General features: G+C 66.0%; 22 protein-coding genes and 4 pseudogenes. 15 read left to right on the top strand and 11 right to left on the bottom strand.

Going from position 1 to position 23,242, the window contains the following annotated elements; genetic code table 11:
* A pseudogene (locus tag AWB94_RS08635) lies at window positions 1-180 on the top strand (acetyl-CoA C-acyltransferase); the annotation flags it as partial.
* A 379-nt stretch (window positions 181-559) separates the two neighbouring features.
* Window positions 560-688: pseudogene (locus tag AWB94_RS34090) on the top strand (S-(hydroxymethyl)mycothiol dehydrogenase); the annotation flags it as partial.
* Window positions 689-802: 114 nt separating this feature from the next.
* Here the strand turns inward: AWB94_RS34090 and AWB94_RS08630 are convergent.
* Entirely contained in the window at window positions 803-1,465 is a 663-nt protein-coding gene (locus AWB94_RS08630; RefSeq protein ID WP_084395519.1) for a class I SAM-dependent methyltransferase, read from the bottom strand.
* 146 nt (window positions 1,466-1,611) lie between these two features.
* Here AWB94_RS08630 and AWB94_RS08625 point away from each other — a divergent pair, with 146 nt between their 5' ends.
* Entirely contained in the window at window positions 1,612-2,514 is a 903-nt protein-coding gene (locus AWB94_RS08625; RefSeq protein ID WP_084395530.1) for a helix-turn-helix transcriptional regulator, read from the top strand.
* Between the two features lie 13 nt (window positions 2,515-2,527).
* On the opposite strand, the gene AWB94_RS08620 is transcribed toward AWB94_RS08625, so the two are convergent.
* On the bottom strand, window positions 2,528-3,397 hold the full coding sequence (locus tag AWB94_RS08620; RefSeq protein ID WP_064961414.1) for a helix-turn-helix transcriptional regulator: 870 nt from the start codon (window positions 3,395-3,397) through the stop codon (window positions 2,528-2,530).
* Between the two features lie 182 nt (window positions 3,398-3,579).
* Here AWB94_RS08620 and AWB94_RS08615 point away from each other — a divergent pair, with 182 nt between their 5' ends.
* Entirely contained in the window at window positions 3,580-4,521 is a 942-nt protein-coding gene (locus AWB94_RS08615) for an SDR family oxidoreductase (RefSeq protein ID WP_062659875.1), read from the top strand.
* 34 nt (window positions 4,522-4,555) lie between these two features.
* Here AWB94_RS08615 and AWB94_RS08610 read toward each other — a convergent pair whose 3' ends face one another.
* From AWB94_RS08610 to AWB94_RS08605, 3 genes are all read right to left on the bottom strand, one after another.
* Window positions 4,556-5,296, bottom strand: coding sequence for a DUF2306 domain-containing protein (locus tag AWB94_RS08610; protein WP_062659874.1), 741 nt, complete (start codon window positions 5,294-5,296; stop codon window positions 4,556-4,558).
* 71 nt (window positions 5,297-5,367) lie between these two features.
* Window positions 5,368-5,514: a hypothetical protein gene (locus AWB94_RS34085; RefSeq protein WP_201029631.1), complete on the bottom strand. Its 147-nt coding sequence runs from the start codon at window positions 5,512-5,514 to the stop codon at window positions 5,368-5,370.
* A 292-nt stretch (window positions 5,515-5,806) separates the two neighbouring features.
* Window positions 5,807-6,520: a TetR/AcrR family transcriptional regulator gene (locus AWB94_RS08605; protein ID WP_062659873.1), complete on the bottom strand. Its 714-nt coding sequence runs from the start codon at window positions 6,518-6,520 to the stop codon at window positions 5,807-5,809.
* A 207-nt stretch (window positions 6,521-6,727) separates the two neighbouring features.
* Here AWB94_RS08605 and AWB94_RS08600 point away from each other — a divergent pair, with 207 nt between their 5' ends.
* Genes AWB94_RS08600 through AWB94_RS08580 form a run of 5 tightly spaced genes read left to right on the top strand, consistent with a single transcriptional unit; the run spans window position 6,728 to window position 11,411 of the window.
* Window positions 6,728-7,519, top strand: coding sequence for an MBL fold metallo-hydrolase (locus AWB94_RS08600; protein WP_062659872.1), 792 nt, complete (start codon window positions 6,728-6,730; stop codon window positions 7,517-7,519).
* A 27-nt stretch (window positions 7,520-7,546) separates the two neighbouring features.
* Window positions 7,547-8,665 (top strand): NAD(P)-dependent alcohol dehydrogenase, encoded by a 1,119-nt coding sequence (locus tag AWB94_RS08595; RefSeq protein WP_062659871.1) that lies wholly within the window; start codon window positions 7,547-7,549, stop codon window positions 8,663-8,665.
* Window positions 8,666-8,677: 12 nt separating this feature from the next.
* Window positions 8,678-9,943: an oxygenase MpaB family protein gene (locus AWB94_RS08590; protein ID WP_062659870.1), complete on the top strand. Its 1,266-nt coding sequence runs from the start codon at window positions 8,678-8,680 to the stop codon at window positions 9,941-9,943.
* A 33-nt stretch (window positions 9,944-9,976) separates the two neighbouring features.
* Window positions 9,977-10,543 carry a VOC family protein gene (locus tag AWB94_RS08585; protein WP_062659869.1) on the top strand — a complete coding sequence of 189 codons (567 nt, stop codon included), beginning with the start codon at window positions 9,977-9,979 and terminating at the stop codon, window positions 10,541-10,543.
* Window positions 10,530-11,411, top strand: a complete 882-nt coding sequence (locus AWB94_RS08580) for a fumarylacetoacetate hydrolase family protein (protein ID WP_131805446.1) — start codon at window positions 10,530-10,532, stop codon at window positions 11,409-11,411. Before AWB94_RS08585 ends, AWB94_RS08580 begins: the two co-directional genes overlap by 14 nt.
* Window positions 11,412-11,508: 97 nt before the next feature.
* Here AWB94_RS08580 and AWB94_RS08575 read toward each other — a convergent pair whose 3' ends face one another.
* On the bottom strand, window positions 11,509-12,357 hold the full coding sequence (locus AWB94_RS08575; RefSeq protein ID WP_062659867.1) for a helix-turn-helix domain-containing protein: 849 nt from the start codon (window positions 12,355-12,357) through the stop codon (window positions 11,509-11,511).
* Between the two features lie 148 nt (window positions 12,358-12,505).
* Here AWB94_RS08575 and AWB94_RS08570 point away from each other — a divergent pair, with 148 nt between their 5' ends.
* The 4 genes from AWB94_RS08570 to AWB94_RS08555 are packed head-to-tail and all read left to right on the top strand — an operon-like array spanning window position 12,506 to window position 17,403.
* Window positions 12,506-13,705 carry an MFS transporter gene (locus tag AWB94_RS08570; protein WP_062659866.1) on the top strand — a complete coding sequence of 400 codons (1,200 nt, stop codon included), beginning with the start codon at window positions 12,506-12,508 and terminating at the stop codon, window positions 13,703-13,705.
* Complete coding sequence (locus AWB94_RS08565; RefSeq protein WP_409365997.1) at window positions 13,702-14,181, top strand: (2Fe-2S)-binding protein; 480 nt, start codon at window positions 13,702-13,704, stop codon at window positions 14,179-14,181. Before AWB94_RS08570 ends, AWB94_RS08565 begins: the two co-directional genes overlap by 4 nt.
* Before the next feature lie 4 nt (window positions 14,182-14,185).
* Window positions 14,186-15,181, top strand: a complete 996-nt coding sequence (locus tag AWB94_RS08560) for an FAD binding domain-containing protein (RefSeq protein WP_062659865.1) — start codon at window positions 14,186-14,188, stop codon at window positions 15,179-15,181.
* Window positions 15,178-17,403, top strand: coding sequence for a xanthine dehydrogenase family protein molybdopterin-binding subunit (locus AWB94_RS08555; RefSeq protein ID WP_062659864.1), 2,226 nt, complete (start codon window positions 15,178-15,180; stop codon window positions 17,401-17,403). Before AWB94_RS08560 ends, AWB94_RS08555 begins: the two co-directional genes overlap by 4 nt.
* Window positions 17,404-17,447: 44 nt before the next feature.
* Here the strand turns inward: AWB94_RS08555 and AWB94_RS08550 are convergent, their stop codons facing one another.
* Window positions 17,448-18,446, bottom strand: a complete 999-nt coding sequence (locus tag AWB94_RS08550) for an amidohydrolase family protein (RefSeq protein WP_062659863.1) — start codon at window positions 18,444-18,446, stop codon at window positions 17,448-17,450.
* 69 nt (window positions 18,447-18,515) lie between these two features.
* Here AWB94_RS08550 and AWB94_RS08545 point away from each other — a divergent pair, with 69 nt between their 5' ends.
* Window positions 18,516-18,947 carry a MarR family winged helix-turn-helix transcriptional regulator gene (locus AWB94_RS08545; protein WP_165605425.1) on the top strand — a complete coding sequence of 144 codons (432 nt, stop codon included), beginning with the start codon at window positions 18,516-18,518 and terminating at the stop codon, window positions 18,945-18,947.
* A gap of 9 nt (window positions 18,948-18,956) precedes the next feature.
* Here AWB94_RS08545 and AWB94_RS08540 read toward each other — a convergent pair whose 3' ends face one another.
* Window positions 18,957-19,322 (bottom strand): hypothetical protein, encoded by a 366-nt coding sequence (locus AWB94_RS08540; protein WP_062659861.1) that lies wholly within the window; start codon window positions 19,320-19,322, stop codon window positions 18,957-18,959.
* 86 nt (window positions 19,323-19,408) lie between these two features.
* On the opposite strand from AWB94_RS08540, the gene AWB94_RS08535 reads away from it, so the two are divergent.
* Entirely contained in the window at window positions 19,409-20,050 is a 642-nt protein-coding gene (locus AWB94_RS08535; RefSeq protein WP_165605424.1) for a TetR/AcrR family transcriptional regulator, read from the top strand.
* A 19-nt stretch (window positions 20,051-20,069) separates the two neighbouring features.
* Here the strand turns inward: AWB94_RS08535 and AWB94_RS36260 are convergent.
* The 3 genes and pseudogenes from AWB94_RS36260 to AWB94_RS08525 all read right to left on the bottom strand — a co-directional run.
* A pseudogene (locus AWB94_RS36260) lies at window positions 20,070-21,044 on the bottom strand (xanthine dehydrogenase family protein molybdopterin-binding subunit); the annotation flags it as partial.
* A gap of 93 nt (window positions 21,045-21,137) precedes the next feature.
* Window positions 21,138-22,268, bottom strand: a pseudogene (locus AWB94_RS36255) (xanthine dehydrogenase family protein molybdopterin-binding subunit); the annotation flags it as partial.
* Window positions 22,265-23,242, bottom strand: a complete 978-nt coding sequence (locus AWB94_RS08525) for an FAD binding domain-containing protein (protein WP_062659858.1) — start codon at window positions 23,240-23,242, stop codon at window positions 22,265-22,267. The gene AWB94_RS08525 and the pseudogene AWB94_RS36255, both read right to left, overlap by 4 nt.

Genomic DNA, 23,242 nt, shown 5'->3' with positions numbered 1-23,242 from the left:
GATCCGGCCAAGGTCAACGTCAGTGGTGGCGCCATCGCGATCGGGCACCCGATCGGGATGTCGGGTGCGCGGATCACCCTGCACGCCGCGCTCGAACTCGCCCGCAAGGGGTCGGGCTACGCGGTGGCGGCGCTGTGCGGTGCCGGCGGTCAAGGTGACGCACTGATCCTGCGCCGTTGAGTGCGTCTCGCTCGCGCAGGCGCACCGGAATGACCGCTACTCGTGCTTGAAGCGGGTTGTTGACACATCGGCAACCAGCTGATCAGGAGTGTGCTGGTCCAGCGCACGTTGGTTTGTGCCAATCCGAGACGGACATGCTGTCGGGGTGGCTTGTGTAGTTGTCGGTCGCTGCGCTGGCCCACCGGCGCTGTGGGAGAACAGTTTTGCCCAGCCGAGCCGGGGCCAGCACAGACCGAAGGTGGACAAATCGACTCCGAGCAATCCGGCTCGCACGAGGGCTTTTCGCTCCGCGCACGTAAGAACCCTACGGGCGCCAACTTAGCGTGCACCAATTGGTAGGGCACCCAGTGCCTTACGAGTGACTGACGATCGATTTGCAAGCCTGTACCGCCAAGGTCGGCTGCCGCTGGAAAAGTTCGTCTCCGAACGCATCGGCTTAGAAGATCTCGAGTCGGCATTCCATCGCATGCACGCCGGTGAGGTGCTGCGCTCGGTGGTCATCCTCTGATGGGTGCCATCACCCGTGTGGTCACCAGCGGCACCTCCTCCCTCGACGGCGGCGGCCACGCCGAAAGCTGTGTTGCCGACTGCAGTGACGCCGCGGTTCATCCCAGATGGGTTGTCATCCGGGTCGGCGTTCGATCCGGTACACCGAAGCCGGCGGAAGGTTGCGTGGCGTCCAGCCGATTCGGGTAGCGCGCAAGCGCAGTGCTGCAAGCAAATTCGGCCGTATGGGACACGTAGGCCCGTAGGTGAACTGGTAGAGGCGTCCCTGCGGTCGAAGGACCGACACCGCCGTTTCAAGTACTCCGGTGACCGCGTCGACAGACATGGACAACAGCGGCAGGCCGCTGATGACGGCATCGATCTCCGGACCATCGATCAGCTGCCAGGAGTCGGTGGCGGCATCGGCACACACGACGTGCAGGTCCCGGAATCGTGTGTTGAGCAGATCGGCGAACTCGGGGTTGGCTTCCACCACCGTCAGGCGGGACGGTGGCACGCCGCGCGCGAGCAGGGCGTGGGTGAAAACGCCGGTGCCGGGCCCGAGTTCGACTACGCGATCCGATGCGGCGATATCCTTGGTCATCAGTTGAGCCAAGGCGGGACTCGACGGTGCGATCGCCGCGGTGCGCAGTGGGTGTCGCAACCACGCACGGAACAGGGCAGCCGCGTCTCCGTGGCGGGTGGCAGGTGTGTTCCCCTGGCGTGGGCGGTGAATGGGTTCGCCAACGTGAATTGGGCTGTGTCGATCGTGAGCAGAGGCGGCCGCGCAAAGTGTCATGACTGGTATTGGAAGCGCAATTGCCCGGGCCCTACCAGGGGCCGGTCAGTCCGCGGATGGAAGGTCTCCGTGTGCCGGCGACGGATCGACGATCGGGGGTGTACGAGTCCCTGGATGTTCGGCCCGATCACAGGAAGAATGGGCACATGGATCAACCTCAGCTCGCCGAATTCCTCCGTAACCGGCGAATGGCACTGACTCCTGAAGACATCGGGTTACCCAGCGGCCTGCGACGTCGCACCAGTGGCCTACGTCGCGAGGAGGTCGCGTCACTGGCAATGATCTCCACTGATTACTACTCCAGAATGGAGCAGCAGCGCGCTTCGCAACCATCGGTGGAGGTGGTGGCCTCGCTGGCCAAGGCGCTACGCCTCTCGCTGGATGAGCGTGATCACCTGTTCCGGCTGGCAGGGCACAATGCGCCCGCGCGCACCCCGGTCGGCACCGAGGTCAGCGCGGCAATGATGCGCATACTGGATCGGCTACAGGACACGCCGGCGCAGGTGATGTCGGCATTGGGCGAGACTCTGGTCCAAACCCCGCCTGCCCGCGCACTTCTCGGCGACGAGACAAGGTACGAAGGTCTGTCCCGCAGCGTCCTCTACCGGTGGTTCACCGACGATGCCGCGCGCAGTGTGTATCCGGTCGAAGATCATCCGAAGGTCGGGAGGTCCTTCGTCGCGAGCGCCCGCATCGCATACGTCCGTGACGGGGCGACATCCCGTGCGGCCCAGGTTATCGACTCGCTACTCCAGCGCAGCCCGGAGTTCGCAGAGCAGTGGGCGCAACACCATGTCGACCAATCTCACGAGCTGGAAAAGCGGATTGTGCACCCGCGGTTGGGCGTTCTCGATCTTCAGTGTCAAGTTCTCCACGATGTGACGCACTTGCACACGTTGCTCGTGTTCACCGCGGACCCCGCGACCGAAAGCCGCGCCAAACTCGCAGCGCTCTGCGCGGCACCACACGAATACCAGCGTGACGCTCCCGCCGACGTCAGCCCTACCGAAGCGCCGGTCCGCCGTCAGGATGTCAACGGCAGGTCGTGAACGATGTGCCGTATCAGCAGTCGAATCGGTGGTTGCCGATGACCGACAACAGCTGCAACGTTGTTTCATCGGCTGAACCTGGAGTCGCGTGGTAGATGACAACCCGCTGGCTACGGTCGGTCAGGGTAAGGACCTTGCGCTGCAACTCGAGTGGACCCAGCGATGGATGGATGAAGCAACGCGGCTCGATGGTGAATGGTTGTTCTCTCAGGTCGTCACGCCTCCACAGCGTTGCAAATTCCTCACTGCGACTGAGTAATACGATGATCAGATCGGTCACGGACTGGCTGACTCGCGTACTGGATTGCGCACGCCGCAGATCGGCCGCGATCTCCACACTGATCGAGCGGTGATCGATCGGGGCGTAGCGTTGCCGCTCGCCGGGGTCGAGGAACCAGCGATAGTAACCGCTGCGGGCCCGCCCGGTATGCCGGCTCAGATCCCCGATCAACGCTTTGGAAGCTCGGGTCTGCCAGAGCACCTCGCCTATCGGGCCGACGGAGTGTGCGGGTGTGTCGGCGAGCCTGTCGAGCAACAGCATCACACCCGGATCGACGTGGGCGTAGCCTACATCATTCCCAGCGGCATAGCCCGCCGCCGCGAACAACGCGTCACGTTCCTCGCGTGTGAACCGAAGACCCCGCGCAATACCGGCCAGTGTGGCGGGCGACGGACGAGGCCCGGTCGCCCTGCTGCCCCGGGACCGTTCCAGTCGACTGTAATAGGTGGTCGATATCGAGCAGAGCTCCGCGACTTCTTCGCGACGAAGTCCGGGAGTTCGCCGTCGCCTACCACGGGCAAATCCGACGTCCTCGGGCTGCAGAGTTCGTCGCCGGGCTCGCAGCAACTCCGCCACGCGACCGAGATCGACATCCAGGGACATCACGTGTCGATGATGCGGCCCCTTGCCGGCCCGTGGAAGGACCTGCGCATCCGCGGATCCGCCGTCCGTGGACGCCGACGGGGGGACGGTCAGTCAGGGGATAAGTACGGCCTGAACCCGTTACCAGCAGCGTGCCATAGTCGGGATCACCGGTACACACGGGTGAAACTGAGGAGAGCGGAATGAGCAAGAAATCAGAGGTATTCGTGCCGGACATGCGGGGACGTCTGGCAGTGATCACGGGCGCAAGCGACGGCATCGGGTATGCCCTGGCCACCACGTTGGCTCGCGCCGGCGCCGACCTGGTGCTTCCGGTGCGCAACCTCGACAAGGGTGACAAGGCGCTGCGGGGGATCCGTGCCATGGCTCCCGGAGCAGACATTCGGCTGCTTCCCCTGGACCTGTCGTCTCTGCAGTCGGTCGCCGACCTCGCCCAGAGTCTGATGAGCGCCGGACGCCCGATCAACGTGCTGATCAACAACGCCGGGGTCATGAGCCCGCCCGACCGGCAGACCACGGCGGACGGATTCGAACTCCAGTGGGGGACCAACCACCTGGCACACTTTGCGCTCACCGCCAGGCTGCTGCCCCTGCTGAGCGCCGGCAACGCGCGCGTCACCACTCAGTCGAGCGTCTCGGCGCAGATGAACGGGATCAATTGGGATGACCTCAACTTCGAACGGTCCTATTCGGACGCCAAGGCGTACAGCCAGTCCAAGATCGCCAATCTGATGTTCGGGCTGGAACTCAATAGACGTAGTAACGCCGCCGGGTGGGGCATCACGAGTAACGCGTCCCACCCCGGCGTGACTCCCACCAACCTTCTGAAGGCACAGCCGCAAATGGGCCGCCCCCGCGACACGGCGAGTTTCCGGATGGTGAAGGCGTTCGCTCGGCTCGGCCTGTTGAACCGGTCGGCTGAAGAGGGAATGCTGCCCGCCCTGTACGCGGCGACGCATCCGCGTGCCGAAGGCGGTAAGTTCTACGGCCCCAGCGGTTTTCTTCACTTGTCGGGGCCGGCCGCCGAGCAGCAGGTCTATCGGCCGGCTCGCGACGTGGAGGAGGCCGCACGCGTCTGGGAAAAGTCGGAGGAACTCGTCGGCGTTCAATTCGCCACCCGCTGAGCCGCTTGTCAGGCTTTCTCCGCCGCCCCGGCGTTCACCACCGCGAGTACACACCGAGCACCACAACCGCCGCGGCAACCGAGAGGGCAAGGAGGGATGCGATACGCCATGCTATGGAACCGTCGCGTCGCCGCGCCCGCAGATACATCTCCGCGATGAGAAGGTTGGGCACGTAGAAGGCGAAGGCCATCATCTGGTCGAACCATCCGGTGAACTGGGGTGTGTGTCCGCCCGTGCCGAGGACGCCCGCTGCACCGTACTCGAGCCGGTACAGCCACGAGGCGACGACGAGAACGAACAGTCGCACCGCCCAATCGCGATGTGCCGCGACGTCGCGGGCGCGGGCGTGACGAAGACACCGGACGGCTGCTACGAGTACGAGGACTCCGTAGAGGCCGAAACCGACGTCCATGACCGCACCGCCTACGGTGCCGTTGAGCACGATGTAGCCCAGTCCACCGACCGCGGCCAATATCGCCGAACCCACGTACGCCCGTCCGATCGCACGGTGCATGACCGGCCACCGACGACGCGCCGCCGTGACGAATTGCACGCACCCCAGCACCATCACGATGACGCCGGCGACCAGATGCAGTACCAACGACGTGGTGGCGACCGGATCTCCGCCGTTCGAGAAGCCGGGTGCGAACAGATGCCACTGATCAGGGTCGGCGCCGAGCAATGGCGCCAGATACCGCAAGACGATGTACAGACAGAATTGCATGCCGCTCAGGCACAGCAACACCGTGATCCCCGTTGCGAGTTGCCGGTTCATAGCATCGAGCAACCCTGATGTCTTCTGCGAGTGCTCCTGGCCACCTCGATGATCCGGATTGGACACCACCGTCATTGTTCGCGCAGCCGTCCTGCGGCAAAATCGGCGGCCTGGGACGCCATGCCGTTATCGATGTAGGTGCCGTGAGCCGTCCGGTCCAGACCACCGGCCGCGGCGGTGAGAAACAGCGTGCTGTCGGGGGTACTCCGTGCCGCCATGGCGTCTCCTCGGATTTCGGGCCTTTGGGACACATCCGTCATGCGACGCTTCCGTGACGCCGACATACCACCCGATGGTGCTTGCCGGGGTCGTGGGCGGGGAGGGTCGGCTTATCCGGGGATCGCGGCTCCGCGGCACGGCTTTGGCGGGGGATACGCGGGCGCAGTTCTGGGATCGGCGTGGCCCGTGGACACGACGGTCGGCAGGCCCGGCCGTTTCGAGCTGGACGCCTCAGAAACTCGTCGAAATGTCCTGTGAGAAGGCAATGAACGGTGACTACGGGTGATCCCGTCAGGGCCGCCGGCGGCGGACGTCGGTCGATGTCCCTGATGCCGTCCTCGTGGACGTCTCCGGCGCCAGGGGCTGGGTGGAGCCACCGCCCGTGAGGCCCGACAGCGCGATGCGGGCGGCCTGGTCCGCGATCTCGTCTATCGAGCTGCGCGAATGGACGCCGTCGTACCACTGGGTGGTCCCGTTGCACATCCCCACGAGCAACAGGGCCTGCGTCATCGGGTGCACCGTGACGAAGATGCGGGCTCGTTGACCGGCTTCGATCACGTCGGCGACGCGCTGTACGTATCCGAGCATGCCCTTACGAAGAGTCTCGGCGCGGTCGCCGCCGAGTTTGTTCAACTCCGCGAACTGCACGCGGAACGTGTCGGGCTGGGCCAGTACAACCCGAACGTGGTTGCGCACGATCTCGGTCAGTGCGACATCGGGCGCCAGATCGGCGTCGAAGATGGGCTGTGATGTGGAGATCATCGCCTCTCCCGCCTGGGCGATCAGTTCATACAGGATCTCGTCTTTGGCGGGGAAGTAGTGATAGACGGCTTGGCGGCGGAAGCCCAACTCCACCGCGATCTGATTGAGGTTCGTCTCGCGGTATCCCTGCTCGGCGAACAGCTTGGTCGCGGCACGCAGGATGTCCTGACGGCGCGCGGCGTCCTTGTGCTCGACGGGGCGGGGTCCACTGGGCGTCTGTTCGGGTCGCGCTTGGTTGACCACCGCGGCTGTCCTTCCGTCGAATGTCGAGTAACAGGTTACTGCTCGGCGGGCGCACCACAGCCAAGCCCAGCCGCTCCGGCGCCGACGCACTCCGTCGCAGCTCGGCGGGGGGCGACGGTCTGATCGTCGCGGGCCCAGAACCAGCTGCTATGTGGGCAGGCGACCCCGTCGATTGACATTTGCTTGCGCGCAAGTAATCATCGCTATATGCCGCAGTCGACGCTCCGCGTGGGGGACATCGACGTCCACCCGGTCCTGGACGGGATCATGCCGATCCCACTGTCGTTGCTCTATCCGGACGTCTCGATAGACATGTGGAACACGATCTCCACCGACCTGACGGCGGCCGGCTGCCTCAACGTGCCCTACGGGGGATTCTTGGCCGTCGATCCCGCGGGTAATCGGGTACTCGTGGACACCGGCGGTGGCCGGACACCGGCGCCGCTGCCGGACGGCTCGTTGCCCCACCGCTTCGCCGAACTTCCGCGCGCTTTAGCTGCACTCGGCGTGGCACCCGCCCAGATCGACCATGTGGTCCTGACCCATTCTCATCCCGATCACATCGGCTGGGCCGCGGTCGACGGGGCGCCGTACTTCCCGAATGCCGCCTACCACATACACGAACTCGAATGGGCGAGCCTCGACACCGAGCACGAAGCGCGTCAAGCGCTGCAGCCGATTGTCCCGCAACTGACGCTCTGGTCCGGCGCGCAAGCCACACCGCTCCCGTGGCTCATTCTGCATCACGCGCCGGGGCATTCACCGGGCAATACGGTCGTCGTGGTATCGGATGTGAACGGCGACAACGACTTGGCTCTTGCCGGCGACCTGTTCCACCATCCGCTGGGTGTCGTCCACACCGAGTGGCGATGCGGCTTCGATGCTGACGCCGGCGCCGCCGCGCGGCAACGCCTCGAGTGGGCCGAACGCCTCAGCGCCGCAGGTATTCCAGTTGTCAGTTCCCATTTCCCAGGCCTACAGCCACTACTCGCGTACTGATTCGACCACGGACAGGAGTGCAGCGCGATGATGGCGACCACAGCCGCGGTGAGCCGCGCCGGGACCGGCGGCTTCGCCGTCGAGCAGGTGAGCGTCGAGACTCCGCGCGCGGACGAGGTGATCGTCCGCTTCCTCGCTGCCGGATTGTGCCGCACCGACCTTGAGGTCGCAGCAGGCCGTCTCCCGACGCCGCTGCCCGTGGTGTCGGGGCACGAGGGCGCGGGCGTGGTCGAGTACGTCGGCTCGGGTGTCGCGGGATTTGCCGTGGGCGACAGGGTGATCGCCGGCTTCAACTTCTGTGGCTGTTGCGCCAACTGTCGAGGTGGGATGCCGGCGTACTGCCCCGATCACTTCGCATTGAACTTCGGGGCCCAGCGCGCCGACGGCTCCGTGGGCCTGCGCGATCGGAACGGCAGGCCGGTACACGACCACTTCTTCGGGCAATCGTCGTTCGCCGGACTCAGCCTATGTCGGCCAACTGGATTGGTCAGAGTGAACGAGGACATCCCGGCATCGGTGCTCGCCCCGCTGGGGTGTGGAGTCAGCACCGGTGCCGGTGCAGTGTGGAACGTACTGAAGGCCGAACCCGGAGATACGCTGCTCGTCATCGGTGCGGGGACGGTCGGCCTGAGTGCGGTCATCGCGGCGGTGGCGTCGGGTGCGGCTCGCATCATCGTCGCCGACAGACACCGTGCGAGGCTGGATCTCGCGGTGCAACTCGGCGCCACCGACGTGGTCGACATCAACGCCAATCCGCCGGTCGATGCGGTGCGGGAACTCACCGGTGGCGTGGGCGTCGGCCTGGCCCTGGAGTCCACCGGATCGTCGGAGTCGATGACGGCCGCGGTGGGTGCGCTGGCTCCATTGGGCAGGGCCGCGATCCTCGGAATCGCACCCCCACAAGCTGAATTCCGAACCGATGCTTTCGAGTTGTTGTTGGGACGCAGTGTCATGGGGTCGGTCATCGGCCACCAAGCACCCGCCGTGCTGATACCGCGAATCCTCCGCTTGTACCGACAGGGCAGATTTCCGATCGAACGGCTCACGACGACCTACCCCCTGGAGTCGATCAATGAGGCGGTCGCCGATGTCGAGTCCGGTGTGACTGTCAAAGCGGTTCTCGAACATCGACACCACCAGGAATAGAAGGAGTATCCAATGGAAGTTGAACGTACCGAAACGAACGAGGATATCGGCGAGATCCCCACCGCCTTTGTGTATTTCGAGGAAGTCAACCAACCCGGCGGTATCGGTTTGACGAAGCGGCTCGAGAAGCTGGCGAAGGTCGATCTCAGCCTGCCGCCTGATGTGGTTTCGAGCATGGGGCGTGCGCTCGATCAGGGCGACCGACTCGGTGACGCCTGGTACGCCGACGCGCGGACGCGCGGGTCCGTGCGGCAGGCGCGAGAGGAGTTCAACACCGCGGTTCAGGGTGGCATCGAGGCCGTAGCCGATCCGTCGCCCGCCCTCGTCGAACTCTTCACACAGATTCACACCGAACCCGAGTGGTTGGACTGGGACCTGTTCGACCGCGGTGCCACGGTGTTCCGGCGATACGGAAGAGAACTCTATCCGTACTTCGGGATGGCGACCTTCGCCGGATACCGCACCCCGTCGGTCACCAAGCCGCTGATCCTCACCGGCGCCTACACCGGAAACTCGGCGTTGAACCGCTTCTGGGAGACCTGCAAGCACTGGACCGACGTCAGCGAACCCGACGGAATGCGCAGGGGTAATCCGGGCTACGTGACCTCGCTGCACGTACGGCTACTGCATTGCATGATTCGGGCGCGCATCATCAACCACAAGGAATGGGACCGATCGCACCTCGGCGTTCCGATCAGCCAGTTCAACATGTTCACCACGCTGATGGCGGGTTCGATCATCTCGGGGGCGCAACTGCATACGCTCGGATACCGCACCACCGATGACGACATCGTCGCGATGCTGCACATGTGGCGCTATATCGGCTACGTGATGGGCGTGGAGACGCCGTGGTATCCGGAGACCATCGAAGACGCCTACCGTGCCATGCGGTTGACCGCGCTGGCGCAGCGCACCGAGGACAATGACGACAGCCGAAAGCTGTGTCACTCGTTCATGGATTCCTACAAGCCCGATCCCGAGGATCGGGGATGGAAGCGAGCCAAGGCCGAACTGAACTATCGATTCCAATTGGGCCACGCCTACTTCTACACACCCGGGTCATACCTGAGGTCGGACTTCCCGAACGTCGGTCTCTGGCGCTTTGCGCCGCTGCTGCGATTTGCCCCGAACTTCCTGCGAGACACCGCCTGCCAGAAGATCCCGACAGTTGCGCGGTTGGTGGACCACCGGCACCGCGACTGGCGACGCAGGGAACTGGACCGCACGCTCGGGGCCGGTAAGGGCAGCTTCAGCCCGGTCGAGACGCTGTCCCGCTAGCCCGGGTCGAACCAGGCAAGGAGTCGAGAACACATGAGCGAGTCGTCCCGCATCGGCTTGTCCGAGGTCGTCCTGCGCACCCCGCACTACGAAAGGTTGTGCCGGTTCTACACCGAGGTTCTTCGGCAACCTCCGACGCTGGATATGACCCCCGCGAGCGGCGTGGGAACGACCGATCCGGACGCACCGACCCGGATCGCGTTCTTCCAACTGCCCGGAGGTTTTCCCTACACACAACGCATCGCGGTGTTCGAATGCGCCGACGTCGGTGGCGCGCAACGATCTTCGGTCGGACTGCACCACCTACAGGTCCGGTACCCTGACCTCGAGCGCTTGTACGAGCAGTATCTGCACCTCAAGGCGCTGGGTGTGCTACCCGCCGAAGCGGCCAATCACGGCGTGGCGACCAGCCTCTACTACCGCGATCCCGACGGCAACAAGGTGGAGTTGTCGGGCATGAACTTCGCAACGGAAGAGGAGATGCGAGCATTCATGCAATCAGCGGAGTTCCAGCGGAATCCCGACGGATACCAGATCGATCCCGAAGAATACTTCGCCCCGGGCGGCGAGGCCGCGGCCTATAGCGGTGGCCGTCGATGACCGTGACCGTGGAGTGCAGATCGGTAGCCTGGTGACCCTCTTCGCGCAGACAGCCCGAGGAGTGGCGCGGCTCGCAGGGGAGGATCTCTGCCTGCTGGACCTCGCGGCATCGCTCGACGAGCTCATACGATGCGGTCAACTGGATCGTGCGGCCGAGGCGTCGGTTCGGGAGGTGGTCGCCGCCGAAACGATGCCGACGCTCGCGCCCGTTCGGAGGCCGGGCAAGATCTGCATTGTCGGGCTCAACTACGCCGGCCACGCCCGCGAGGTCGGGGCAGACATACCATCGCGCCCACGCTTCCATTTCGCGGCAGGTTCAGCGGTCAGCAATCCGGGCGACCCCATCGTGCTACCCGAACTCGCCGCCGAGGAGGTGGACTACGAGGGGGAGGTAGCGCTCATCATCGGAAAGCGCGCCTGCCATGTGACGGTTGACCAAGCGTGGCGCCACGTCGCGGGACTCACCGCAGCCAACGACGTTTCAGCGCGGGATGTCCAGTTGGGTCGCCACGGGCACGTCGGACGTGCGAACGTCCCTGTCGCCAAGTCGTTCGACACCTTCAAACCGTTGGGGCCCTACATGCTCGGCACCGAGGACATGGAAGCGGGGAAGCCTCTGATATTGCGGACGTTCGTCGACGACGAGTTACGTCAACAGGCGTCGACCGCCGACATGATCTTCGGATTCGACGAGCTGATTGCGGAGATCAGCCGCTACGTCACGCTCGAGCCCGCAGACGTCATCTTCACCGGCACCCCCGCGGGCGTCGCCGAGAACACCGGGAAGTTCCTGAAGTCCGGTCAGACCGTACACGTCGAGATCGGCGGAGTCGGCACGCTGTCGAATCCCGTGTGCCGCACAGCGTGACCGCACGATCGCGGTCCGGGGACGGTGGACTGATCCCGTGGATCGCCATGCCGCACAACGGTGTGGGGCGGGCTGTCTTCCCGCCGGCTGGATGCCGTCACCGACCCTTGGCGCGTTCGGTGGCGCTCAACGTGCCGAGCAGCTTCAGCGCCTGCTCGGACCGTCCGCCCGGTTCCGCACGGCAGACCAGCAGATACTGATCGACCACTCCGGTCACTTCGAAGGTGTGGTAGTCCAGCGACAGGCGGCCCACCGCGGGGTGTTCGATCAGTTTGGTCGCGTGGGACTTGCTGGCGACGGTGTGCGTTCTCCAGAGATTCTCGAACTCGGCACTACCGCAGCGTATTTCGTCGATGAGCGGCTGAATGCGGTGTCGTTCGGAGGGCCGTCCCCAGGTCTGTCTCAGGGCGGCGACGGTATCGGTGGCCACCCTGTCCCACTCGGCGAAGAAGCGTTTGCCTTCGGGATCGAGAAACACCATCCGGCCGAAGTTGTCGGCATTGCTGAACCCGGCGTGCAACACCGTCCCGAGCGCATTGCTGGCGAGGATGTCCTGGACATCGTTGTAGATGAACGCAGGTTGCATCGACCACTGATCCAGCAGCTGCCGCAGCGCCGGCGTGACGGATCTGTTGGTCCGCGAGATACCGTGCGCCGAATCGACGCCGGCCAAGCGGTGTAAGTGCACGTGTTCGTCCATGGACAAGCGCAGTGCCCTGCTGAGGGCACCGAGCAGCGGCGGCGAAGGGTGCCGCTCGCGGCCCTGCTCCAGCCGGGTGTAGTAGTCGACGCTCACTCCGATGAGGATGGCGACCTCCTCGCGGCGCAGCCCGCTGACTCGCCGCTGGCCACGCGGAAACCCCACCTCCTCGGGGCGTACCAGCCCCCTGCGGATGCGCAGAAATACGCCCAGTTCGTTGCCTGTGCCGGCCTCGGCACTGTTCATCCATTCAGCGTAACGAATGCGATGTTGCGCCGAGGGGGTGTGCGGCACCCATGCTGATTTCTTCCTGCTCAGTGCTGCACGGCGCTTCTAGCGTCGATCGCGGGCCGGCTGCGACCGCTCGGCCGGCATCCACGGACAAGGAGACGCCATGGAGTTACGGCGGAGAACGATCCCGATCGCAGTCCTGGCGATGGCGGGATTCGTCGTCGTCACCACCGAATTCATCATCATCGGCCTTCTGCCGCAGTTGGCCACCGACTTCGGGGTGTCACTGCAGCAGGCGGGCATGCTGGTCTCACTGTTCGCCTTCACGGTGGCATTCGCCGGACCCATCGTCACACCGCGCCTCGGTCACCTTGACCGGCGACGCCTGTTCGTGTCGATCATGCTGCTGTTCGCGCTCGCCAATGTCGCTGCAGCCCTTGCCCCCACCATGTGGATGTTCGCAGCCGCCCGATTCTTCCCCGCGGTCGCGCTTCCCGTCTTCTGGGGTCTCGCCAGCGACACGGCGGCCAGAAGCGGCGGGCGGGGGCGCGAGGCGCGTTCGGTCGCGGGGATATACCTCGGCATGTCCACGGCGATGGTCATCGGCGTGCCGCTGGGCACCGTCGCTGCCACGTCGGTGGGTTGGCGCGGTTGTTTCGCCGCACTGGCCGCTGCGGCGTCCGTCGTGGCGGTCGGCCTGCACTTCGGGTTGACGTGGGACTGTTCCGGTGGCCCCCGGCGGGCAGGCGCGGCGGGTTATGCGCTCCTTCGAGCGCCGATGTTCCTCGTCCACGTGGCGTTGTCCGTCCTGATCTTCACGGCCATGTTCACCGCCTACACCTTTCTGGCCGAGATACTGCGTGCCGTCGTTCGAGTAGAGACCGGGCGAGTGGGCTGGTGGCTCATGGCATTCGGAGTGGTCGGACTGTTGGGCAACTGGATCGGAGGCCGACTCGCAGACCGACTGCCGATGGGATCCTCGGTCGTGTTCGCCGCCATGCTGGCGGTGGGGATGGCGGCGGTGACACCGTTGTCCTCGGTACCGGTCGGCGCAGCGAGCGCCCTCTGCATCTGGGCTGCGTCCTTCACCGGCTTGTTTCCGATCAGTCAGATACGGGTGATGGCACAGGCCCCCGGGGACGAATCTCTCGCCGCCACGGTGAACGTCTCTGCCGCGAACGCCGGTGCCGGTCTCGGCGCGCTGGTCGGCGGCGTGGCGATCGATCTCTGGGGACTCGAGTATCTCGGCCACGTGGCGGCAGCGATCGCGCTGGTTGCGCTGTCCGTGCTGGTGATCGCCCTGCGCCGGAAGCGACGAACGCCCGCTGCCGGGATTGCTCTCGCCGGCGGGGTGACCGCGTGACCGCGCGGCCTCGGCACGACATCACGGTGGAGGTGAACGGAGTGGCAGCACCCGGCCGTGTCGACCCCCGCACCACCTTGGCCGACTTCCTCCGTGAGCATCTCGAACTGACGGGCACCAAGATCGGCTGCAACCAGGGAACATGCGGGGCCTGCACGGTTCTGGTCGATGGTCGGCCCGCGTTGTCGTGCCTGCTACTGGCGATCGCGGTCAGAGGTCGCGTGACGACCGTCGAGGGATTGGCTGCGGCGGGGGAGCCGCATCCACTGCAAACGGCGTTCGTCGAGTACGACGCGCTGCAGTGCGGCTTCTGCACGCCCGGCCAGCTCGTCAGTGCCGTCGCATGTATCCGCGACGGCCACGCGGGCGATCTCGCAGGCATCAAGGAGTTCATGAGCGGCAACCTCTGTCGTTGCGCCGCATATCCGATGATCGTCGACGCGATCAGAGCGGTCGCGGCCGAAGCGGAAGCGTGAACCGATGCGCCCCTTCACCTACCACCGGGCGAGGTCGCTGACCGAAGCTCTGACACTGGCCGGTCGTTCGGGATCCGCCGTGCTCGCGGGAGGCACGACGGTCGTCGACCTGATGCGTCAGGATGTGCTCGCCCCCGGCGACATCGTCGACATCACCGGTTTGCGCGAGTTGACGGGCATCGATGTGCACGGCGACCACATCCGCATCGGCGCCCTCACGACGATGGCGGACGCGGCCGGTCACGACACCGTGCGCTCCGACTTTCCCGCGCTGGCGCAGAGCCTCACGCAGGCAGCCTCCCAGCAGCTGCGCAACGTCGCCACCGTGGGTGGCAACGTTCTGCAACGGACGCGCTGTCCCTACTTTCGCGACGGGCACTCGGCGTGCAACAAGCGTGCACCGGGAACGGGCTGTAGCGCACACGAAGTGGGCCACCCCAGAAACCGGGCAGTCCTGGGAGCATCACCGCACTGTGCTGCGGTGTACGCAGGCGACTGGGCGGTCGCCCTCGCCGCATTCGATGCCGAACTCGAACTGCTGTCCGCGCGCGGGTCGCGTCGGGTGGCCGTGGAGTCGTTCCACCGTGAACCAGGGTCGACGCCGGCGGTCGAGAATATTCTGGAACCGGACGAGCTCGTCGGGTCGATCATCGTTCCGCGATGCGCGGCCGCCAAGCACTCGTGCTACCGGAAGGTCCGCGACAGAGCGAGTTTCGCGTTCGCCATCGCATCGGCGGCGGTGGGTGTCGACACCGACGGCGACATCGACGGCGGCATCGTCACCGCGGCGAACATCGCGGTGGGCGGCACCGCCACGCGGCCTTGGCGCTGCCGAGCCGCGGAACACTCACTCGTCGGCCGGCCGTTGACCGACGCCGGAATCCGACATGCGGCCGAACTCGCGTATCTGAGCGCACGCGGTCCACGGGTGCGGATCGACATCGGCGTGCGGACCGTCGTGGCGGCCCTGCGCGACCTCCGGCGGACGGGGACGCCATGAACCACATCGGGGCGGCGGTGCCTCGGCGCGGCGGTGGTGAGAAGGCCTCCGGTGGCACGCGTTACGCGGCCGACGGGCGTCATTCCGGTCTCGCTCACGCGGTGCTGGTGACCAGCACGATCACCACGGGGCGCATCACCGCGATGGATCTGACAGCGGCCGAGGCGGTACCGGGGCTGCTGGGCATCATCACCCACCACAGCGACGTGTCGACGCTGACCGGGCGATTCGTCGGTGACGGCGGCCAGTTTCACACCAGCCGCAATCCGCTCGGCGGCCCGCTCGTGTACTACCACGGCCAGGTCATCGCGGTGGTGGTGGCCGAAACGCGGGAGGCCGCCGAGGAAGCCGCGAGCAGGATCGCCACGACGTACACGCAAACGCCCGCGAGGGCGTCCTTGACCGAAAACATCGATCGTGCGCGACAGGTGCCGTCAGCGGGTCTGAATATCGGTGACGTCGATCGTGCGATGGCCGACGCTGCGCAGGTGGTCACCACGGTGATCGATACGCCGGCGATGCACCACCATCCGATCGAGCCCTACACCACGACGGCACAGTGGCGCGGCGGTCGACTCCGTGTCGAGCTGCCCTCGCAATGGGTCACGGGCGCGCGGGCCGGCCTCGCCGAGACGTTCGGCCTGCATCTCGATCGGGTCGAGGTGAGCAGCCCGCACGTGGGAGGGGCGTTCGGTTCGAAGGCATGGCTGATGTGGCACACCGTCTTCGCCGCGGCGGCGGCGCGGTCGCTGCGTCGGCCGGTTCGGCTCAGCGTCTCACGCAGCCAGATGTTCACCGTGGGCCCATTCCGGCCGCAGAGTCGTCAGTTCGTGCGCGTCGGGGCCACCGCCGATGGGAAGCTGGTCGGATACGAGCACGTGGAATACGTGCAGACCTCGCATGCCGACGACAATCGGCTCTCGGGCGCCCGCATCACCAGCGCGCTGTATGACGTCGACAACATCCGCGTCAGTGCCTATGTGGTGCCAACGGATGTCAACACCCCCGGCTCGATGCGGGGACCGCACGAGTATGGTCCGGTGTTCGCGCTGGAATGCGCGATAGACGAGTTGGCAGAGCGCTGCGGGATGGATCCCGTCGAATTCCGGCTGCACAACGACACACCGGTGAACCGGGCCGACGGACTACCCTTCAGTAGCCGCTCGTTGGATCGATGTCTGCGTCGCGGAGCGGCGCTGTTCGGTTGGGATGACCGGTCGATGGAACCCGGGACGATGTCTGACGGTGACGCGCTCATCGGATGGGGCTGCGCGACTTCGATTTATCCGGTGCTGCGAGCCCCGGCCGAGGTGGCCGTCAGGCTGGAACCGGGCGGCACCGTGCGGGTGTCGGCCGGCGGTCACGAACTGGGTACCGGCGCGTCCACGGTTCTGGCCCAGATCCTCGCTGACGCAGTGGGGTGCACGCTCGATGACACCGCGGTCGAGCTGGGTGACAGCCGCCTGCCACCGGGGCCGATGACGGCCGGCTCGTCGAACACGGGCTCGATCGGTCCCGCGGTATGGCACGCCGGAGTGAAGGCGCGCACCATGCTGTTGACCGCCTTGGCCGCACGTCTCGGCGTCACCCCGGATCTGCTGAACGCACGGGAAGGCGCGATCACCTGTCCCGCGCGGTCGTTCACCTTCGCCGAGGCGATGGCCGAAGCCGGTCTCGGCACGATCTGCGCCGACCACATCTGGGCCCCAACCGAACTCGACACCGAGAGCGTGGCGTCGGGGCTCGGAGGGCGTGAGGTGTTCGCCCCGCCGACGTCGCGCGGTCGCGCGCTGTACACATTCGGCGCACAGTTCGCCGAGGTCGCCGTCGACCGCGTGACGCGTGTGCCGCGAGTTCGAAGGATGGTGGGTGTGTTCGACTGCGGCCGTATCGTCAACCCGCGCACAGCGCGGGCGCAGTTGGTCGGGGGCATGATCTGGGGTGCGGGCCACGCGCTGTTCGAGGAATCTGTAGTCGATGCGGCCGGGCGCTTCGCGGGTGCCGATTTGGGCGCCTACCACTTCGCCGTGAACGCGGACGTGGGAGACGTGCACATCGAGACGATCGACAGTCCCGATGAGTTCGCCAACGAACTCGGGGTCAAAGGTGTCGGCGAGATCGGCGTTCTGGGCGCGGCGGCGGCGGTGGCGAACGCGGTCTATCACGCCACCGGGACGAGGGTGCGCAAGACTCCCATCCTCGTGGACGACCTCATCCCGTGAAGCGAGGTTCGGCCGGCGGTCGCGATGCGAGCACGGCCGCGGGCTCAGTTCGACGCGGTCCGCGAAAGCAGCTCGCGCGCATTGCCTTCCATCACCGCGGCCAGTGTGTCGGGTCGGTCGCCGAAGTACGCGTCGACGTTGCGCGTGTACCACGCCGCAGCTGACGGGCTGACCGCCGGGAAGTCCGTGCCGAACAGGATCTGATTCACCGGTACGAAGTTCTCCAGGGCCACGAGGTTCGTTTCGAATCCCGAGAGAGCGGTTTCGTAGTAGAAGGTGCGAAAATCGGCGATGATCTCGTCGGCGGTGAGATCACAGTCGGTGTGGAACGCACACAGTCCGGCCACCCGCGACGCGAGGAACGGCGTGCTTCCGCCGGAGTGCGACAAGATGATTCGCACATTCGGGAACTGGCGCTTGCGCCCGCTCGTGACGAGGTCGGCCGCGGCCTTGTACGTCTCGTTGGGAACCTCCACCACCGGAACCGGCAGGAACTCGTTGGGTGCGGGGTTGCGTCCCGGCGTCTGTTCGCCATGGAGGAATACCACCGCGCTTCTCCGATCGAGTTCGGCCCACAGAGGTTCGAACACGGGGTCACCGAGCGACCTGGCGTCCTCGCCGGTTCCGTAGACATTGGTCACGGTGACGCCGTCCGCGCCGAGCACGTCCAGCGCATAGGTCACCTCCTCGAGTGCCGCATCCGGGTCGGTCGGCGTCGGCAGGTGGGCGAAGAAGCCGAAGCGGCCGGGATGCTCTTCGGCGACCTGGTTGCAGAACGTGTTGATCTCGCGTGCGAACCCGCGTCGGCCTGTTGCCGGTAGGTAGGACTCGATGTCGTTGGGAAGGGACAGGATTGCCGTGGATATACCCATGGCGTCCATGAAGGCAAGGCTTGCGCCGGGGGTCCAGGCCGGCGACTCCGCCGAGAACTTCCAGCCCGAATTCGCGGTCAACGCGCTCGCCACGTCCCCGCCGAACAGTTGCGGCGGGAACGCGTGGTGATGGAGGTCTATCCGGGCAGTGGTCGGTGGCGTCACGGGCATGCCATCAGGGTGCCCCAAATAGTTGATAATTGTCAATAGTTGACATGAGACATTGATATGGTGATGCCGGTGACCAGGGAGCAACGCGCCGTCGAGATGCGACTTCTCGATGCGCTGTATCGATTGAACAAATCAGTCCTGGGTGCTGCTCGCACGCACGTTGCGGCGGTGGCGAAACTGGACCTCGTCGACTTCCTGATCCTCCGGTCGATCGAACTCGGCATCGACGGACCCGGCGATCTCGTTCGAGATCTGGGCCTGCACGCGTCCGTGGTCAGTCGCGCGGTGACCAAGCTGGCCAAAGCCGGGTTGGTGGTACGGGCCGTGGACCCCGCCGACTCGAGGCGGTCCTACCTCACTCTCACGCCGGCGGCCGAGGTCGCCATCTCCGAGGTGGAGGGGCGTGTGCAACCCATGCTGCACGACCGCCTCGGGAGGCTGACCGCTCAACAGATCACCACCCTGCTGGAGTGCTTCGACATCCTCAACGGCGCCGAGTAGCCACCCGGGTCACATGGCCGGGATGGTCGGCTGCAGGACGGCGCGCGCGACTGCCTCGGTTCGTAGGTGCTCGAAGGCCACGTATTCCGGGTCGTTGACCATATCGACGAAGCTCTGCCGAGTCGGGTAGCTGACCAGCAGCACCATGTCCCAGTCGCCGACTTCCGTCGCGACCAGGGAGGGGTGGCCGGCACCGGCGTAGACGATCGTGACCCCGTACCGCTCGTTGAGTCCGGAGGTTGTGAACCGCTCGATGTACTGCAGATACCGGGCGGTGCCGTCTGGCACGAATTGCAACAGGTTCAACATCACCACCGGGCCGTTGGGATCGGCGGCGACGAAACGCTGGAGATCGGATGCATCGAGAACTGACATGGGAGACTCCTCCGCTAATAGTTACTTGCTATACAACACGCAACATACGTGAGCCCACCGACAGGCGGTGCGCAAGAATGACCGCCATGACATCCGATCGTGCGGCCCGGCGGACTCAAGCCGAGCGCCGCGCTGCGACGCGGCAGCGAGTGCTCGACGCCGCGACGGCGCTCGTCGCGGCGCATGGGTCGCGCGCGCTCACCGTGGCCGCCGTCGGCGAGGCTGCCGGCTACAGCCGCGGCATCGTCAACCACCATTTCGGCAGCAGGGCGCGGCTGCTCGAGGAGCTCCTGGCATACACGCAGCAGTTCGACGTGCCGACCGAATCCTCCGATGGGTTGGGCCGCTTGACCGGGTTCATCGCGGCCTACCTGAGGGGGATGCACGAGCGATCGCCGCGGTCGGAGGCGTTCTTGAAGCTGTGGACCGAGTCGACCGGGTCGGAGCCGTCGCTTGCACCGCTGTTCGCCGAGCGCGACGCGTGGTTTCGCCAACACCTCGAACGACACATCGAGGATGGGTTGACCGACAAGTCGATCCGTCGGGAGACCAACCCGACCATCGCGGCGGTGGCGATCATCGGCCTGTTGCGGGGTACCGCGATGATGGCGTTCTCGACGGCCCGCGATATCGCGGTCGACGAACTCGCTTCGGAGGTCGCCAGGGGCGTCGGACGTAGTCTCGCGGCGCAACCCGGGCCGGCCGGTGACCGCGCATCGAGTTCGTAGCCGCGTTCGGGTGAGGTGATCAGCGCAGCAGGTCTTCCGGGTGAATGGGCAGGTCACGGATGCGGACTCCGGTGGCGTTGAAGACGGCATTGCCTATTGCTGCGGCCGATCCCACGGCGCCCAGTTCGCCGACGCCGCGCGCCCCGACCTCGCTGAAATCGGGGTCGTCGCCGTCGAGGCATACCGCGTCGATGAACGGAACGTCGGCGTTGACCGGGACGACGTAGTCGGCCAGGTTGGCGGCGGCCAAGCGGCCGGAGGGTTCGATCGGATCGGATTCCAGTAAGGCGTGCCCGATCCCGAAGATGACCCCTCCGACCACCTGGCTGCGGGCCGCCTTGGCGTTGATCACCCGACCGATGTCCACGACGGTGGTGAATCTGGCGACGCGCGTTTCCCCCGTCAGCGAGTTGACCCGCACCTCGCAGAAGTGCGCTCCGAACCCATGTGCCGCGAACTGGGGAGAAATGCTGTCGGCGCTGCTGTGGATGGCGTCGACGGCCGGGATCCGCATCCTCTGTAGCAGATCGGCGAAACCGATGCGCGCGTTGCCCGTTCGCAAGGTGCCGGCCGCATAGGACACCGGTGTGCCCGAATCCGCCAGCGGCGAGGCTGGATTCGTCGAGGCGGCCCTGACGAGATTGTCGATGGCGGCCCGTGCGGCGGTTCGGGCCGTCGGAGCCATGCTGCCGGTTGCGCGGGAGCCCACGGCGCCGGGCCCGGGCGGCAGGATGGTGTCTCCCACCTCGGTGACGATACGGTCCATCGGCAGGCCCACCGCGTCGGCGATGACGATCGCCAGCGCGGTCGCGGCGCCCGTGCCGATATCCATGATGCTCGTCGAGGCCAGTACGGTGCCGTCGTCGCGGAACCGCACCTGAACCGCGTTCGCGGACCGGCCGGCGGCCGGGTAGATCGCAGTGGCCATCCCCATGCCGACCAGCCACTGGCCGTCGCGGGTCGTTGCGGGGGTGGCGGTGCGGCGTTCCCAGCCGAATCGATTGGCGCCGAGTCGGTAACACTCATCGAGTCTTTTGCTGGTCCAGCGGCGATTCGTGCCGGGCAGCGTCGTCGCGTAGTTGCGCAGCCGCAACTGCATCGGGTCCACGCCGGTCGCCACCGCGAGCTCGTCCATCGCGGTTTCGATGGCGAACGCTCCGGGCGCCTCATTGGGCGCACGCATCGCCCAGGTCGGCGGGGTGTCCAAGAAGACCTGACGTTGGTCTACATGCAGATTCGGGGTGCGGTACAGCGCTGCGGTGGTCTCGGCGGCCGTTCGCATGGGCCAGCCGCCCACTGCTGGAGCCTCGGCGTCGGATTCGTGACTGACGGCGGTGAGTGTCCCGTCGGCGCGCGCACCCAAGCGGACTCGCTGGCGAACCGCGGAGCGGTGCCCGACGATGCTGAATACCTGGCTGCGGGTCAAGGCCAACTTGACCGGACGGTTCAGCTCACGAGCCGCCGCTGCACCCAGAATGACGTCCGACCACGGGAGTACGCGGCTGCCGAAGCCGCCACCGACGTATGTCGAGATGATCCGTAGCTGCTCGGGCGTCAGCCCGAGCGCGCCGGTGATGCCGGCGATGGCCCGGCCGGGAAACTGCGTGCCGGTGTACAGGGTAAGGAGGTTCTGGCTCCAGACCGCCACGGACGCATGCGGTTCCATCGCCGCGGCATGCTGAGCCGGTTGGGTGACGGTGGTCTCGACGGTGATCTCGCTGTCGCGTAGCGCGGTGTCGATCGAGGCGATCCCCGGCGCCAAGACGGTCTTGTTGCCCGATTCCGGCATGGCGATGCTGACCCCGGGCCCGGCATCGGCCAGCGATGTTCTGGGCGTGCGGGATCGGTAGTCGACGGTGATCATGGCTGCGGCGTCACGCGCATGCTCGAAGGTGTCGGCAACCACCACACCGATGGCCTGGCCGTGGAAGCGCACCTCACGGTCCTGTAGTGGACGGTACTTCTCACCGAGCGCTCCCTCGGCGACGGGCTGCAGCCGCAGCGGCGCGAACGGGGTGTACACCGCGAGGACACCCGGCGCACGCGTTGCGGCATCGGTCTCCATCGCAGTGATGGTGCCCAACCCCGTGGTGGCCGACACCAGTACGGCGTGGACCAGATCCGGTTCCCGGTAGTCCGCCGAGTAGCGGGCCGTGCCGGTTGTCTTGGCGCGCCCGTCGACGCGGGGAATCTCGCCGCCCAGCGGTGAAGGAGTCATGCGATGCCCGCGACGTCGGTAAGAGCCCGGACGATCGCCCGGCGTAGCAGGTGAGGTTTGAAACTGTTGTGGCTCAGCGGTCGCGCGTCGGCGGCCGCTGCGTCGGCTGCGGCGTCGATGGTGACCGCGGTTGCGGGCCGGTTCGTCAGCAGGTTCTCCACTTCGGGCAGCCGCCATGGCACCGTGGCCACGCCGCCGGCGGCCAGTCGCGCACGGGTGATGACGTTGTCGCGCAGGGTGATTGCGACGGCCACAGAGGTGAGCGCGAATTCATAGGACTGACGGTCGCGTACCTTGAGATAGCCCGTTCTGGTGCCTTCGGGAAACCGCGGTGCGGTGATGGCGGTGATCAGTTCTCCTGGCTTCAGCTCGCTTTCCACCTCCGGTGTCATACCGGGCTTGCGGTAGAACTGTTCGAGGGCAACGCTGCGTTCGCCATCGGAACTGCTCAGTTCCACCGATGCCTCGGCAGCGACCAGTGCGACGGCGACGTCACTGGCGTGGGTGGCGACACAGGCGTCACTGGTACCGAGCACGGCGTGGGCGCGGTTGTAGCCGTCGATGGCCGGGCAGCCCGTCCCGGGGTTGCGCTTGTTGCACGGCATCGATATATCGCGGAAGTAGCTGCATCGGGTGCGCTGCAACAAGTTTCCGCCCATGCTGGCCATGTTGCGCAATTGCGGGGAGGCGCTCAGTTCCAGTGCTTGGCTGACCAGACTGAAATCACTTCGCACTGAAGGATGTTCGGCCACGTCGCTCATGCGTTCCAGCGCACCGATACGCAGCCCGGCGGCGCCGACCGTGATGCCGGTCAAGGGCAACCCGTTGATGTCGACGACCTGTTCGGGGGTCAGCACCTCCAGTTTCATCAGGTCGACCAGGGTCGTGCCACCGGCGAGGTACTCCTTGGCCGAGCCGCCGTGGGAGGTGGCCGCAGCCACCGTATCGACCACGGTGTAGCCATAAGGTCGCAT

Origin of the sequence: Mycolicibacterium canariasense, assembly GCF_002101555.1 — a bacterium.
Taxonomy (GTDB): domain Bacteria; phylum Actinomycetota; class Actinomycetes; order Mycobacteriales; family Mycobacteriaceae; genus Mycobacterium; species Mycobacterium canariasense.
Note: the sequence above shows the minus strand (reverse complement) of the source record. Positions and strands in the feature narration are given on the sequence as shown.

Bases quoted from the DNA above. Each gene is read 5' to 3' on its own strand.
- AWB94_RS08630 (WP_084395519.1), bottom strand. From the start codon at position 1,465: ATGACACTTTGCGCGGCCGCCTCTGCTCACGATCGACACAGCCCAATT.
- AWB94_RS08625 (WP_084395530.1), top strand. From the start codon at position 1,612: ATGGATCAACCTCAGCTCGCCGAATTCCTCCGTAACCGGCGAATGGCA.
- AWB94_RS08620 (WP_064961414.1), bottom strand. From the start codon at position 3,397: ATGTCCCTGGATGTCGATCTCGGTCGCGTGGCGGAGTTGCTGCGAGCC.
- AWB94_RS08615 (WP_062659875.1), top strand. From the start codon at position 3,580: ATGAGCAAGAAATCAGAGGTATTCGTGCCGGACATGCGGGGACGTCTG.
- AWB94_RS08610 (WP_062659874.1), bottom strand. From the start codon at position 5,296: ATGAACCGGCAACTCGCAACGGGGATCACGGTGTTGCTGTGCCTGAGC.
- AWB94_RS34085 (WP_201029631.1), bottom strand. From the start codon at position 5,514: ATGGCGGCACGGAGTACCCCCGACAGCACGCTGTTTCTCACCGCCGCG.
- AWB94_RS08600 (WP_062659872.1), top strand. From the start codon at position 6,728: ATGCCGCAGTCGACGCTCCGCGTGGGGGACATCGACGTCCACCCGGTC.
- AWB94_RS08595 (WP_062659871.1), top strand. From the start codon at position 7,547: ATGATGGCGACCACAGCCGCGGTGAGCCGCGCCGGGACCGGCGGCTTC.
- AWB94_RS08590 (WP_062659870.1), top strand. From the start codon at position 8,678: ATGGAAGTTGAACGTACCGAAACGAACGAGGATATCGGCGAGATCCCC.
- AWB94_RS08585 (WP_062659869.1), top strand. From the start codon at position 9,977: ATGAGCGAGTCGTCCCGCATCGGCTTGTCCGAGGTCGTCCTGCGCACC.
- AWB94_RS08575 (WP_062659867.1), bottom strand. From the start codon at position 12,357: ATGAACAGTGCCGAGGCCGGCACAGGCAACGAACTGGGCGTATTTCTG.
- AWB94_RS08570 (WP_062659866.1), top strand. From the start codon at position 12,506: ATGGAGTTACGGCGGAGAACGATCCCGATCGCAGTCCTGGCGATGGCG.
- AWB94_RS08560 (WP_062659865.1), top strand. From the start codon at position 14,186: ATGCGCCCCTTCACCTACCACCGGGCGAGGTCGCTGACCGAAGCTCTG.
- AWB94_RS08555 (WP_062659864.1), top strand. From the start codon at position 15,178: ATGAACCACATCGGGGCGGCGGTGCCTCGGCGCGGCGGTGGTGAGAAG.
- AWB94_RS08550 (WP_062659863.1), bottom strand. From the start codon at position 18,446: ATGCCCGTGACGCCACCGACCACTGCCCGGATAGACCTCCATCACCAC.
- AWB94_RS08540 (WP_062659861.1), bottom strand. From the start codon at position 19,322: ATGTCAGTTCTCGATGCATCCGATCTCCAGCGTTTCGTCGCCGCCGAT.
- AWB94_RS08535 (WP_165605424.1), top strand. From the start codon at position 19,409: ATGACATCCGATCGTGCGGCCCGGCGGACTCAAGCCGAGCGCCGCGCT.
- AWB94_RS08525 (WP_062659858.1), bottom strand. From the start codon at position 23,242: ATGCGACCTTATGGCTACACCGTGGTCGATACGGTGGCTGCGGCCACC.